General features: G+C 69.1%; 17 protein-coding genes. 14 read left to right on the top strand and 3 right to left on the bottom strand.

The annotated features are described in order from the left end of the window. The first annotated feature begins 82 nt into the window (after positions 1-82). Both fabG and fabI read left to right on the top strand, forming a co-directional pair. A complete protein-coding gene (gene fabG, locus DFJ64_RS01675; RefSeq protein WP_115848839.1) occupies positions 83-787 on the top strand; it encodes a 3-oxoacyl-[acyl-carrier-protein] reductase in 705 nt (234 codons plus the stop codon). 1 nt (position 788) lies between these two features. Further along, a complete protein-coding gene (gene fabI / locus DFJ64_RS01670) occupies positions 789-1559 on the top strand; it encodes an enoyl-ACP reductase FabI (protein ID WP_115848838.1) in 771 nt (256 codons plus the stop codon). Here the strand turns inward: fabI and DFJ64_RS01665 are convergent. Beyond that, positions 1519-1851, bottom strand: a complete 333-nt coding sequence (locus DFJ64_RS01665; protein ID WP_115848837.1) for a hypothetical protein — start codon at positions 1849-1851, stop codon at positions 1519-1521. The two genes, fabI and DFJ64_RS01665, sit on opposite strands and share 41 nt — an antisense overlap. 142 nt (positions 1852-1993) lie before the next feature. Here DFJ64_RS01665 and DFJ64_RS01660 point away from each other — a divergent pair, with 142 nt between their 5' ends. The 6 genes from DFJ64_RS01660 to DFJ64_RS19325 all read left to right on the top strand — a co-directional run bounded on the left by DFJ64_RS01660 (position 1994) and on the right by DFJ64_RS19325 (position 6067). After that, positions 1994-3241 (top strand): GAF domain-containing sensor histidine kinase, encoded by a 1248-nt coding sequence (locus DFJ64_RS01660; RefSeq protein WP_245940897.1) that lies wholly within the window; start codon positions 1994-1996, stop codon positions 3239-3241. Next, entirely contained in the window at positions 3234-3968 is a 735-nt protein-coding gene (locus DFJ64_RS01655; protein WP_245940896.1) for a response regulator, read from the top strand. Before DFJ64_RS01660 ends, DFJ64_RS01655 begins: the two co-directional genes overlap by 8 nt. Positions 3969-4113: 145 nt before the next feature. Beyond that, on the top strand, positions 4114-4377 hold the full coding sequence (locus DFJ64_RS01650) for a phosphoribosyl-ATP diphosphatase (RefSeq protein ID WP_115848836.1): 264 nt from the start codon (positions 4114-4116) through the stop codon (positions 4375-4377). 67 nt (positions 4378-4444) lie between these two features. After that, complete coding sequence (gene hisG, locus DFJ64_RS01645; RefSeq protein WP_115848835.1) at positions 4445-5290, top strand: ATP phosphoribosyltransferase; 846 nt, start codon at positions 4445-4447, stop codon at positions 5288-5290. 43 nt (positions 5291-5333) lie between these two features. Further along, positions 5334-5807: a PH domain-containing protein gene (locus DFJ64_RS01640; protein WP_115848834.1), complete on the top strand. Its 474-nt coding sequence runs from the start codon at positions 5334-5336 to the stop codon at positions 5805-5807. A gap of 116 nt (positions 5808-5923) precedes the next feature. Further along, on the top strand, positions 5924-6067 hold the full coding sequence (locus DFJ64_RS19325; protein WP_170152464.1) for a hypothetical protein: 144 nt from the start codon (positions 5924-5926) through the stop codon (positions 6065-6067). A gap of 17 nt (positions 6068-6084) precedes the next feature. Here the strand turns inward: DFJ64_RS19325 and map are convergent, their stop codons facing one another. Beyond that, a complete protein-coding gene (map, locus tag DFJ64_RS01635; protein WP_115848833.1) occupies positions 6085-6948 on the bottom strand; it encodes a type I methionyl aminopeptidase in 864 nt (287 codons plus the stop codon). Between the two features lie 82 nt (positions 6949-7030). Between map and DFJ64_RS01630 the strand changes: the two genes are divergently transcribed. Together DFJ64_RS01630 and DFJ64_RS19595 are read left to right on the top strand one after the other, a co-directional pair. After that, entirely contained in the window at positions 7031-7234 is a 204-nt protein-coding gene (locus tag DFJ64_RS01630) for an SPOR domain-containing protein (RefSeq protein ID WP_115848832.1), read from the top strand. A 153-nt stretch (positions 7235-7387) separates the two neighbouring features. Next, positions 7388-8044 carry a hypothetical protein gene (locus DFJ64_RS19595; RefSeq protein ID WP_211310457.1) on the top strand — a complete coding sequence of 219 codons (657 nt, stop codon included), beginning with the start codon at positions 7388-7390 and terminating at the stop codon, positions 8042-8044. Between the two features lie 288 nt (positions 8045-8332). Here the strand turns inward: DFJ64_RS19595 and DFJ64_RS01620 are convergent, their stop codons facing one another. Beyond that, a complete protein-coding gene (locus DFJ64_RS01620) occupies positions 8333-8908 on the bottom strand; it encodes a hypothetical protein (RefSeq protein ID WP_115848831.1) in 576 nt (191 codons plus the stop codon). A 68-nt stretch (positions 8909-8976) separates the two neighbouring features. On the opposite strand from DFJ64_RS01620, the gene DFJ64_RS01615 reads away from it, so the two are divergent. From DFJ64_RS01615 to DFJ64_RS01600, 4 genes are all read left to right on the top strand, one after another. Then, positions 8977-9978, top strand: a complete 1002-nt coding sequence (locus DFJ64_RS01615) for a TIGR03557 family F420-dependent LLM class oxidoreductase (RefSeq protein ID WP_115848830.1) — start codon at positions 8977-8979, stop codon at positions 9976-9978. Positions 9979-10040: 62 nt separating this feature from the next. Beyond that, positions 10041-10301: a hypothetical protein gene (locus DFJ64_RS01610; RefSeq protein ID WP_115848829.1), complete on the top strand. Its 261-nt coding sequence runs from the start codon at positions 10041-10043 to the stop codon at positions 10299-10301. 236 nt (positions 10302-10537) lie between these two features. After that, positions 10538-11011 carry a Fur family transcriptional regulator gene (locus DFJ64_RS01605; RefSeq protein WP_115848828.1) on the top strand — a complete coding sequence of 158 codons (474 nt, stop codon included), beginning with the start codon at positions 10538-10540 and terminating at the stop codon, positions 11009-11011. A 3-nt stretch (positions 11012-11014) separates the two neighbouring features. After that, entirely contained in the window at positions 11015-12481 is a 1467-nt protein-coding gene (locus tag DFJ64_RS01600; protein WP_115848827.1) for a catalase, read from the top strand. Position 12482 lies beyond the last annotated feature (1 nt).

Below are 12482 nucleotides of genomic sequence, written 5' to 3'. Positions count from 1 at the left end.
AAGGTCTCGGGCTCGAGGCTGCTAGCGTCCCGGAACGGGTGCGTCTTGCCCGACTGTGACAGCGTGACTACAGGAGGCGTTCGTGGCTCGATCGGTGCTCGTGACCGGCGGCAACCGGGGTATCGGACTCGCCGTGGCTCAGGCGTTCGCCGAGGTGGGCGACAACGTCGCCATCACCTACCGCGGAGGCGAGCCGCCGGCCGGTTTCCTCGCGGTCAAGTGCGACGTCACCGAACCGGAGACCGTCGAGGCGGCGTTCGCGGAGGTTGAGGAGAAGCAGGGACCGGTCGAGGTTCTCGTCGCGAACGCCGGTATCACCCGTGACACCCTGCTGCTCCGGATGAGCGAGGAGGACTGGTCCCAGGTCATCGAGACCAACCTCACCGGCGCCTACCGGGTGGCCAAGCGTGCCGCCAAGGGCATGCTGCGGCTGCGTCGCGGTCGGATCATCTTCGTCTCCTCCGTCGTCGGCCTCCTCGGGAGCGCCGGCCAGGTCAACTACGCGGCGAGCAAGGCCGGCATGGTCGGCATGGCGCGCTCCATCGCCCGCGAGCTCGGGTCGAGAGGCATCACCGCCAACGTCGTGGCGCCTGGTTTTGTCGAAACCGCCCTGACCGCGCAGCTGTCCGAGGAGCTACAAAAGCAGTACCTCGCCCAGATCCCACTCGGCCGGTACACCACGCCGGAGGAGGTCGCCCGGGTGATCCGGTGGGTGGCGAGCGACGAGGCGGCGTACATCACCGGCGCGGTCATCCCGGTCGACGGCGGACTCGGAATGGGGCACTGACATGGGTGGAATCCTCGAGGGCAAGCGCATCCTGGTCGCGGGCGTGACCATGGACACCTCGCTCGGCTTCGCGGTCGCGAAGGTGGCGCAGGAGCAGGGCGCCCAGGTCGTCATCACCAACTTCGGTCGAGCCCTGTCGATCACGCGGCGCATCGCCAAGCGACTTCCGGTCGAGCCGGCCGTCCTGGAGCTCGACGTCACCAACGAGGAGCACCTGGCCGGGCTCGCGGACTCGCTGCGCGCCCACGTCGACCGGCTCGACGGCGTGGTGCACTCGATCGCCTTCGCGCCGCAGGAGGCGCTGGGCGGCAACTTCCTCCAGACAAGCTGGCCCGACGTCGCCACCGCGCTCCACGTCTCGACCTACTCGTTCAAGGCTCTGGCCATGGCGGCGCTGCCACTCATGCAGCACGGCGGCTCGATCGTGGGCTTGACGTTCGACGCCTCGGTGGCGTGGCCGGCGTACGACTGGATGGGTGTCGCCAAGGCCGGCCTGGAGTCCTGCGCTCGCTACCTCGCCCGCGACCTCGGGCCCAAGGGCATCCGGGTGAACCTCGTCTCCGCCGGCCCGACCAAGACCATCGCGGCGAAGGGGATCCCCGGTTTCGAGCAGGTCGAGAGCATCTGGGCGCCGCGCGCTCCCCTGGGGTGGGACGCCGACGACCGGGAGGCGACGGGTCGGGCGTGCGTCGCCCTGCTGTCGGACTTCTTCCCCAAGACGACCGGCGAGATCATCCACGTCGACGGCGGGTACCACGCGATGGGCGCGTGATCGCCACCACTCCCGTGTGCGGCGTGAGGCGACGCTCACCAGGGTCAGCTGCACCGCTGACGGTGGCGGACTCCGAGGTGGTGCGCTGCCGTGGCAGTGCCACGGGAGGCTGCTCGACCCGGGCGTCCTGCCGAGCGTGGCGAGCGGTGAGGCGGGCGAGGAATCGCTGGGTGAGCGTCCGGCCCGGGGCAGCGTGACGCGCCGCCCGGGATAGGCGTCGGACCTCCGCCTCTCGGTACAGGTCCGCGATGCGGGCGCGGGCGAGCTCGCTCATCATCAGGTCGTTCGTCATGAACCGTATCCCTCCTCACCGGCTTCGACCCTAGGAAGGCGAGGAGGTTCGGCCATCAGTCAGCGGACGAGACCTCTCCTGGACCCTGGACCTACGACGCTCGGCCGAGGACGACGGGCGGGCAGGCCGGTACCGTGGCGATGTGACGACCATCTCACCGAGCCGCTCGGAACGGCGCGACGACTCAGGGTGCAGCGCGACTCCGTCGTGTGACCAGACGCTCGACGCGCTGTCACGTGCTCTCCTCGCGGTCACCGAGCGCACCTCGACCCGCGAGGTCCTGCAGATGATCGTCGAGTCGGCGCGCACGCTCGTCCAGGCGGACTACGCCGGCCTCGGTGTGCCGGACGAGTACGGCACGTTCGCGGAGTTCCACGCGGCGGGCGTGAGCGCCGACCAATGGCGTGCGATCGGCCCGACGCCACGTGGGCACGGCTTGCTCGGCGTGATGATGCGGGACTCGCGGGTCTACCGGTGCGCCGACGTGCGGACCGAGCCGCACTTCAAGGGCTGGCCGGCCGCCCACCCGGTGATCCGGTCCTTCCTTGGCGTGCCGATCATCGACTGTGGGACGACCCTCGGCGCCATCTACGTCGCGAACGGTCCCGACGGCGCGGAATTCACCGCTGAGGACGAGCGACTCTTGGGGATCCTCGCGGCGCACGCGGCGATCGCCCTCACCCGGGCACGGATGTTCGAGCGTGACCGGGAGCTCACCCTGCTGGAGGAACGGTCGCGGATCGCCCAGGACCTCCACGACGCCGTCGCCCAGAAGTTGTTCAGCTTGCGGCTCACCATCCCGGCCGTGGAGGCGTTGGTGGCCAAGGGTGACCACGAGCGGGCCCGGGTGGAGTTCGCCCGGATGAAGGAGCTGGCGGGAGGCGCGCTGGAGGAGCTGAGGGCGGTCATCACCGAGCTTCGCCCGCCGGCGCTGCGTGAGGACGGGCTGGTTCCCGCGCTGCGCAAGCACGTCGCGGTGGTGAGTCGCCTGCACCCTGTCGACATTCGCTTCACCTCCAACTGCGACGGCAGGTGCGCGCTGCCCGAGGACATCGAAGACGCCGTGTTCCGGGTCGCGCAGGAAGCGCTGCACAACGCGGTCCGTCACGCCATGCCCAGCGTGGTGACCCTCGACCTCCGGGTCGACGACGACCGGGTTGTGCTCGCCGTCACCGACGACGGCGCCGGCTTCACCCAGGACCCGTCGGCGATGAGCGGTCAGCACCTGGGACTGGCGTCCATGCGCAGCCGGGCGAGGAGAGCGGGCGGACGGCTGCGCATCGACTCTGCGCCAGGAGTGGGGACGACCGTGCGGCTGGAGGTGCCCCGTGAGTCCGGAGGCGCCCGTGAGTCCGGAGGCGCCCGTGAGTCCGGAGGCGCCCGTGAGTGAGGCCGACGCTGTCCCGGCGCGCACGATGTCGACCGAGGCGACGACCGCGACCGAGGTGACCAAACAGGCCGCGTCGACGGTGACGGGGGCCGGTCCGACCCGTGGCCGGATTCGCGTCTTGGTCGTGGACGACCACCAGGTCGTCCGGCACGGGCTGCGAAGCTTCCTTGACGTTCAAGACGACATCGAGGTGGTGGGTGAGGCCGCCGACGGTGCCGAGGCGGTCGAGCGGGTTCGCCAGCTGCGCCCGGACGTCATGCTCCTCGACTTGCTGCTGCCGTCGGTCGACGGGGTCGAGGCGCTGCGAATGCTGCGAGCCGAGGGTGACCAGACGCGGGTGCTGGTCCTCACCTCGTTCACCGAGCCGGCCCGGGTGGTGGCCGCGCTGCGGGCCGGCGCGTCAGGCTACCTCTTCAAGGACGTCGACCCGGACGCGCTCGCGCAAGCAATCCGCGCCGTCCACGCCGGGCAGGTCCTCCTCGAGCCGGAAGTGGCGACCGCCGTCCTGCGGAGCGAATCCGAGCCGAGCGGTGTGGAGGCGTTGACGGAGCGCGAGAAGGAGGTGCTGGTGGAGCTGGCCCGGGGCCGCTCCAACCGGGAGATTGCGCGAGCCCTCGTGGTGTCCGAGAAGACGGTCAAAGCGCACGTGTCCTCCATCCTCGCCAAGCTGGGCCTGTCGGACCGCACGCAGGCAGCGCTCTATGCCGTGCGCTCGGGACTCGTCTGACATCCGGGAGAAACGCCTCCACGACGGACGAAGTCGGCGCTCGCGTGGGTCGTCGCGGCACCCACGACCAGGTCGGGCGGGCCCCGCTTCTAGGCTTGTGTCCGCGTCACACGGACCCTGCCCGCCACACCGACTCAGGATCACCATGAAGACCTTCGACGAGCTGTTCGCCGAGCTGTCCGCCAAGGCGGCCACGCGTGCGCCGGGCTCCGGCACCGTCGCCGCTCTGGACGCGGGCGTCCATGCCATCGGCAAGAAGCTCGTGGAGGAAGCCGCGGAGGCCTGGATGGCGGCGGAGTACGAGTCGCGGGAACGGGCCGCCGAGGAGATCTCCCAGCTGCTCTACCACGCCCAGGTGCTCATGCTCGCCTGCGGCCTCGATCTCGATGACGTCTACGCCCATCTGTAGGGCGTGTCGGCCTGCCGACGCGCCCAGTCGATCGAGTTCGTCACAGGCTGAGAAAGTGAGCTAGACCATGCTGCGTGTCGCCGTCCCGAACAAGGGAACCCTCGCCGGCCCCGCCGTCGACATGCTGCGGGAGGCCGGTTACCGCCAGCGTCTCGACTCCCGTGAGCTGGTGCTCGCCGATCCGGAGAACAACATCGAGTTCTACTACCTGCGCCCCCGTGACATCGCCGTCTACGTGGGGGAGGGCACTCTCGACGTCGGCATCACCGGACGTGACCTGCTGCTGGACTCCGGGGCGCCGGCGAAGGAGATCCTGCCGTTGGGCTTCGCACGATCGACGTTCCGGTTCGCCGCCCAGCCCGGCACCGCGACCTCGGTGGAGGACCTGGAGGGACTTCGGATCGCGACGTCGTACCCGGGACTGGTGCACAAGTACCTCGCGGACAGAGGCGTGAGCGCTCAGGTGACGCGGCTCGACGGCGCTGTGGAGACGGCCATCAAGCTCGGCGTCGCCGACGTCATCGCTGACGTCGTGCAGACCGGTGCCACCCTCCGCCAGGCGGGACTGGAGCTGTTCGGCGAAGCACTGCTGGAGTCCGAGGCGGTGCTCATCAAGAGGAACGGCGTCGCCGACCCTGACGGGCTGGATCTCCTCGTTCGTCGGCTGCAGGGCGTCCTCGTCGCTCGCGACTACGTCCTCATGGACTACGACATCAGGGCCGACCGGATCGACGAGGCGTGCCAGATCACCCCGGGACTCGAGGGGCCGACCGTCTCGCCGCTGCACCGCGAGGGCTGGGTGGCTGTGCGCGTGATGGTGCCCCGTTCGGACGCGCAACGCTTGATGGATGAGCTGTGGGGTATCGGCGCGCGTGCCATTCTGGTGACGAACATCCACGCGTGCCGGCTGTGAGGACCACGAGTCGGCGGTCGGCGAAGGTGAGAGTCGGTCCTCGATGACGTCCGAGCCCTCGGTCGATCTGCCCGCGCTTCCCCATACCTGGCGTGCCCGGCTGGGCCTCGTGGTGGCCGTCGTGATGGCGGTCGTGCTCGTCATCACGGGTGTGGGTCTCTGGGTGGCTCTGCCGCCGGCCGCCCGGGCCGACTTCAGTCCGGCCCAGGTCGTGACGCTCGCGCTTCTGCTCGTCGCCCTGCTGTACGGCCTCTACCGACTGGGGCGGATCCGGCTGGAGGCCGACGAGCACGGGCTCACCATCGTCAACCTGGTGCGCAGTCGTCGCCTGGAGTGGGCGCAGGTCCTGAACGTGAGCCTGCGCCCAGGGGACCCGTGGGTTCAGCTGGACCTGGACGACGGCACGACGATGCCGGTGATGGCGATCCAGAGCGCGGACGGCGCTCGCGCCCGCAGAGCCGCCCAGGACCTGGCCGCATTGGTCGCCGCGCGGACACGTACCCAGCGGAACACGTAGTGCGTTGACCCGGTCGGACGGCGCTGTCCGACCGGTCCTTCGGTCACACCCAGGACTTCCATTTCGAACGTGTGTTCGATAGCTTGGTCCCCGTACGACAATGGGGAGGCGAACCGGTGGGTGAGCGATACGTCGTACGAGAGACCAGGTTCGGCTACGGCATCTGGGACCTGCATGCCAACGACTGGTGGATTCCACGGTTGGACATGACCCGCCGCGACGCCGAGCTCATCGTGGAGGAGCTCAACGCCCGGGCCTGACACCCACCACGCCCGATTCAGCTCGTGGGAGCGTCCGGCAGCGTGAGAATCTCCGCGCCCGTGGCGGTCACCAGAATGGTGTGCTCGAACTGCGCCGAGCGCTTACGGTCCTTCGTCACGACGGTCCACCCGTCGTCCCACATCTCCCACTCATGGGTGCCGAGGGTGAGCATCGGCTCGATGGTAAACGTCATCCCGGTCTCGATCACGGTGTCGAACCGAGGCTCGTCGTAGTGGGGGATGATGAGGCCCGAGTGGAACGCCGTGCCGATGCCGTGGCCGGTGAACTCTCGGACGACGCCGTAACCGAACCGCTTGGCGTAGGACTCGATCACTCGGCCGATGACGTTCACCTTGCGACCTGGTGCGACCGCGCGGATTCCCCGCATCATCGCCTCGTGGGTTCGCTCGACGAGGAGGCGGCTCTCCTCGTCGACGTCCCCCACGAGGAAGGTCGCGTTGGTGTCGCCGTGGACGCCGCCGATGTAGGCGGTGATGTCGATGTTGACGATGTCGCCGTCCTCGAGCGGCCGTGAGTCGGGGATCCCGTGGCAGATCACCTCGTTGACGGAGGTGCACAGCGATTTCGGGAAACCGCGGTAGCCGAGAGTCGACGGGTACGCTCCCGCGTCACACAAGAACTCATGGCCGATCGCGTCGAGCTCGTCCGTGGTGACGCCCGGGGCGACGTGGCGGCCGACCTCCTGCAGGGCCTGGGCGGCGATGCGGCACGCGATCCGCATCCGCTCGATCGTCTCCTCGTCCTTGACCTCGGAGCCGCGGAACCGCGCCGGCGCGGGCTTGTCGACGTACTCAGGCCTGGCGATGCCGCGGGGGACTGGCCGACGCGGCGAGATCGTGGCGGGTGCGAGGGGACTCATGACTCCTGGAGTCTACGGCTCCGGCCCCCGGTTCATGGCCCTCTGGGTTGCTCGAGTCGGCACCGTGGGGAAGGCTAGCTCCATGAGCGTGGAGCGCCCGGAGTGGTGGTACTGCCTGCGGCATCACCGCGTCGAGCCGCGAGAGGGCTGCAAGAACGCCGACCGGCTCGGTCCCTATCCCAGTCGCGAGGACGCCGAGAACGCCCTGGCGAAGGTCGCCGAACGCAACGAGGCGTGGGACAACGACCCGCTCTGGAACGACGACCTCGACGAGGACGACCGCTGAGTCGGCCGTCGGGCGGTGCCGGCGGCCGGCATGGGTCTCTCGCGTGGGATCTGCTCCTCGGCACGGTGACGGGGCTTCGGGCACCGCCGAGGAGCTGACGGCTCGCCGCGGAGGGCGACGACCGATCAGAGCGTTCTCGTCGCCCTCGCCCTCGTGGTTCGGCTTCGGGTGGTCTTCTTCGCCGTCGTCCGCTTCGCGGTCTTCCGCGCGGTCGTGCGCTTCGCCGCCGCCTTCTTCGCCGTGCGCTTCGCCGTCGTCTTCTTGGCGGTACGCTTGGCGGCCGCCTTCTTGGCGGCTACTCGCTTCGCGGCGGCCTTCTTCACGGTCTTCTTCGCCGCTGTCTTCCGCGCGGTGGCCTTCTTCGCCACGGTCTTTCTCGCCGCCGTCTTCCGCGCCGCGGTCTTCCTGGCCGTTGTCTTGCGCGCGGTCGCTTTGCGCGTCACCTTCTTGGCGGCTTTTTTCGCGGTCGTCGTGCGCTTTGTCGCCGCTCGCTTGGTGGCGGCGCGCTTGGTCGCCGATCGCTTCGTCGCCGTCCGTCGGGTCCCGGTGACCTTCTCCGCGGCCTGGACGACTCCCCGGGCGACCTTTCGGGCGGTCGCCGCCGGCCTCGCGACGGACCTCGCGATGGCCGCCGTGCCGGAGGAGCTCTTCCGTCTCCCTGTCGTGGCCGTTGTCGTCCTCGCGGCTCTCGTCGCCGCTGTCATTCGTGTGGGCACCGCACTGCCTCCCTCGCAGGGCTCCGACCTTGTAGGAGGTCGTTGCTGCCATGGCAAGGCGTCACTCCGCCGTCTCAGTGGGTCTTGCGCATGAGGGGCACTTGTAAACCATGAGTGTCAAGGAATCTTTTCGTCCGTGCGGGAAACGTCCGAAGTGGTCCGGGAATTCATCCCAAACAAGGGCCATGCCGTGGTGCGTTAGTCACCTCTTTGTCTTACCGACCGCTCGTCTTACCGGTCCCTTTGTCTCACGGGTCGTTTGTCTCACGGGCCACTTTGTCTCACCGGCACCGCGTGTCGTACCGCTCTTGCCTCGCCAGCAATGTGGGGTCGCCTTCGGGGCGAGGGAATGCGTCGGGCTCGAGGCGTGGACCGTGTGTGCTCACCGGTCCGGGCCGGCGATCGTGTCCAGGAGACGGCGCAACCGGGCACGCACGCTTCGACGTTCGATCGCTGCGTGCGTCGTGGTGAGGCTTACCAGGTGCTGGGCGCCCTCGAAGGACACGACGGGCGCGACGCTCGCCTCGAGGCTCAACGTCTCGTGTGCGAGGGTCGAGAGCTCGGTGTCCCCCGTGCCGAGCGCGAAGACGTTCGCGCCACGGCGGCGAACGTCCTCCACCCGCTCCAACAGGGCCGGGGGTGTGGCGGCGGCGACGACGAGCACGGACTCGCCCCGTCGGGCGGCGGCGAGGCGGTCGAGACCGACGGACAGATGCGCCGGGGCGTCCGAGGGAGGACTCCACCGCACCAGCGTGGGAGCGAGCTCGGGGACCCCGGCGAAGCGGGCTTCGTCTTCCAGGTGGGCGGTCAAGTGCCACGGCTCGTCGTCGCGAGGACCGAAGAGGAGCAGCCCGCTTCGGGTCGACCGCCGCAGCGCCCGGCCGAACTCGCGCGCACGTTCGAGCCAGGGTGTGCCGTCGAGCACATCCTGGAGCATCCGTGCCTCGTGGAGATCCATTGGCTCTACCGTGCCACACTGGGCTCGGTGAGGGTAGGAACGCGCGGTGGCGAGGGAGGGGCGTCCTCATGAAGTACGGCTACAAGGCGTCGGCGGAGCAGTTCGGGCCGCGGGAGTTGCTCGACTACGCCTTGCTCGCCGAGCGGCTCGGCTTCGATCTCGTCGCGGTCTCCGACCACTTCCAGCCGTGGCGACACACGTCGGGCCACGCGCCGCTGGTCTTCACCTGGCTCGGCGCACTCGCCGCGACGTCGACGCGCATCACCATGGGCACGAGCGTGTTGACGCCGATGCTGCGCTACCACCCCTCGATCGTGGCGCAGGGCTTCGGCACTCTCGAACGGCTCGCGCCAGGTCGCGTCTACCTCGGCGTCGGAACGGGGGAGGCGATGAACGAGGTGCCGGCCACGGGTGCCGAGTGGCCGAGTGGCAAGGAGCGCCGGGCCCGGCTGCGTGAGGCGGTGGACCTCATTCGCACGTTGTGGTCGCAGGAACGGGTCGACTACGACGGCGAGTACTACAAGACCCGCCAGGCCACCATCTACGAGCGCCCGGAGACACCGCCACCCATCTACGTCGCCGCGGGCGGTCCACTCGCCGGCAAGCTCGCCGGCCGGATCGGGGACGGCCTCATCGCCACCAGCGGCAAGGATCCGGAGTTGTACGAGGCGGTGCTCGCCGCCATGCGCGAGGGCGCCCGCGCCGCTGGTCGCGCCGAGAGCGGCTTCCCTCTGCAGATCGAGATCAAGGTCTCCTACGACACCGACCTCGACGCGGCTCGGGAGGCGTGTCGGTGGTGGGCTGCGCTCGGTCTGTCGGCGGAGCAGAAGCAGGGCACCCACGATCCGCTCGAGCTGGAACGTCTCGCCGACGCCGACCCGCTGGCCGGGACCAAGCGGTTCATCGTCACCAACGACCCCGACGAGGTCGTGGAGAAGGTCGCGCCCTACGTGGAGCTGGGCTTCACCGAGCTGGTCTTCCACGGTCCGGGTGACGACCAGGCCAGGTTCTTGGAGCTGTTCGCTCGGGACGTCCTCCCGAAGCTGCGAGAGCGCTGGCCGAGCGCGTGACCGGTGCCTGAGGTGACGTACCCGTCCTGGCGCGTCGCGCCCGACCACGCCACGGTGGCTGTGTGAGTGCGGCTGCGCGGGCGGCGAGGTGGGTAGGTCTCGCGGCTCTCGTGCCGCTCTTGGGGCTCTATCTCGCCACTGGCCTGGTCGCACCACGGTGGGCCGTGGTGGGTTTCCTCGTCCTCTGGTGCGGCCTCCTCGTCACTGCCGTGGTGTCTCTCCGTCGGCGGCCGTCGCTCGTTCCTCTGCTGCCCGTCGTCGGTCTGGTGGTGTGGTTCGTCGTCGTCCAGATCGGCGACGCGTTCCTCCATTGGTCCGCGTAGTGAGTGTCTGCGTCGTGAGTGGTCTGCGTCGCGAGTCGTCTACGTCGCGAGCGAGGCCGGACCAGGCGCCCAGCGAGGCTGTGTGACGCCGTGCCGCGCGTCCCGCGAGCCCAGTGCCGGGGTCGGCGGAGTGCGGTGCGCCTGGTCGCGTGACGGAGCGAAACGAGCAGGGAGCACGGTGCAGCCGCTGTCGGACTAATCTTGAATAGTTCAAGAAAATCGGTTTGGATGAGGGTATGAGCTCGCAGCGCGGCGCTACCCAGGACGCTGAGGCCGCGCGTGCCCGGTGGACCGAGCTGCTGCGCAGCCACGGGCTGCGGGTGACCGGCCCACGCCTCGCGGTTCTCGACGTCCTCGAGAAGCGCTCGCACCTGTCCGCTGAGGAAGTCGCGGCCGAGGTCCGTGCCCGCCACGGCTCGGTCTCGACCCAGGCGGTGTACGACGTCCTCCACACCCTCAGCTCGGTCGGCCTGCTCCGTGCCATCGAGCCGGCCGGAAGCGCCACCCGCTACGAACGCCGGGTCGGCGACAACCACCACCACCTCGTCTGCCGGCAGTGCGGGAGGGTCTGCGACGTCCCGTGCGTGACCGGCGCCGCACCCTGCCTCGAGCCCTCGGAGACCGCCGGATTCCGTGTCGACGAGGCCGAGGTCACGTTCTGGGGTATCTGCCCGGACTGTCAGCACCGTTCTTCGACGAAGGAGTCCTGAGCTGTGACCACCCTCCAGTCCTCCGGAGAGCCCATCCGGTCCACCACCGAGTCGGGCGCGCCGGCCCCCAGCGACCAGCACACGCTGACGCTGGGCCCCAACGGCCCGATCCTGCTCCACGACCACCACTTCATCCAGCAGATGGCGCACTTCAACCGCGAGCGCGTGCCCGAGCGCAACGTGCACGCCAAGGGTGGAGGCGCCTTCGGCATCTTCGAGGTCACCGAAGACGTCAGCCAGTTCACCAGGGCGGCGGTCTTCCAGCCGGGCACGACCACCGAGGTGCTCGCCCGCTTCTCCACCGTCGCTGGCGAGCTGGGATCCGCGGACACCCAGCGCGACCCGCGGGGGTTCGCGCTGAAGTTCTACACCTCCGAGGGCAACTACGACCTGGTCGGCAACAACACGCCGATCTTCTTCATCCGTGACCCGATGAAGTTCCCCCACTTCATCCGGTCCCAGAAGCGACTGCCCCACAAGCACGTCCGGGACCACGACATGCAGTGGGACTTCTGGACCGCCAATCCCGAGTCGGCCCACCAGGTGGCCTGGCTCATGGGCGACCGTGGCCTGCCCAAGACGTGGCGGCACATGAACGGCTACGGCTCCCACACGTACATGTGGGTGAACGCCGGCGGTGAGCGGTTCTGGATCAAGTACCACTTCAAGACCGACCAGGGCATCGAGTTCCTCACCGAGTCCGAGGCGCAGGCCATCCGCGGTGAGGACCCGGACTACCACCTGCGGGACCTGTGGGAGGCGATCGAGCGCGGCGACCACCCGAGCTGGACGCTCTACGTGCAGGTGATGCCGTACGAGGACGCGAAGGACTACCGGTTCAACCCGTTCGACCTGACCAAGGTCTGGCCGCACGGCGACTACCCGCTCATCAAGGTCGGGCGGCTGACGCTCAACCGCAACCCCGAGAACTACTTCGCCCAGATCGAGCAGGCCGCGTTCGAGCCGAGCAACCTCGTGCCGGGCATCGGCGTCTCGCCGGACAAGATGCTGCTCGGGCGGATCTTCGCCTACGCCGACACCCACCGGTACCGCATCGGCCCCAACTACGCGCAGCTGCCGGTGAACCAGCCCAAGGTGCCGGTCAACAGCTACGTCTTCGACGGGCCGATGACCTACCACCACAGCGGCAGCCGTCCGGTCTACTACCCGAACTCCTACGGCGGCCCGGTCGCCACCGACGACCCGTACGCCGACCACGTGTGGGAGACCGACGGCGACATGGTGCGCGCGGCGTACACGCTGCACCCGGAGGACGACGACTTCGGCCAGGCCGGCACGCTCGTCCGGAAGGTGATGGACGAGGCCGCCCGGGAGCGTCTGGTCTCCAACGTCGTCGGACACCTCAAGAAGGGCGTGTCCAAGGAAGTCCTCGCCCGCGCGGTGGACTACTGGCGCAAGATCGACCAGGAGGTGGGCGACAAGATCGCCGCGGGTGTCGGCATGGCCTGAT

Origin of the sequence: Thermasporomyces composti (genome assembly GCF_003386795.1) — a bacterium.
GTDB classification, from domain to species: domain Bacteria; phylum Actinomycetota; class Actinomycetes; order Propionibacteriales; family Actinopolymorphaceae; genus Thermasporomyces; species Thermasporomyces composti.
Note: the sequence above shows the minus strand (reverse complement) of the source record. Positions and strands in the feature narration are given on the sequence as shown.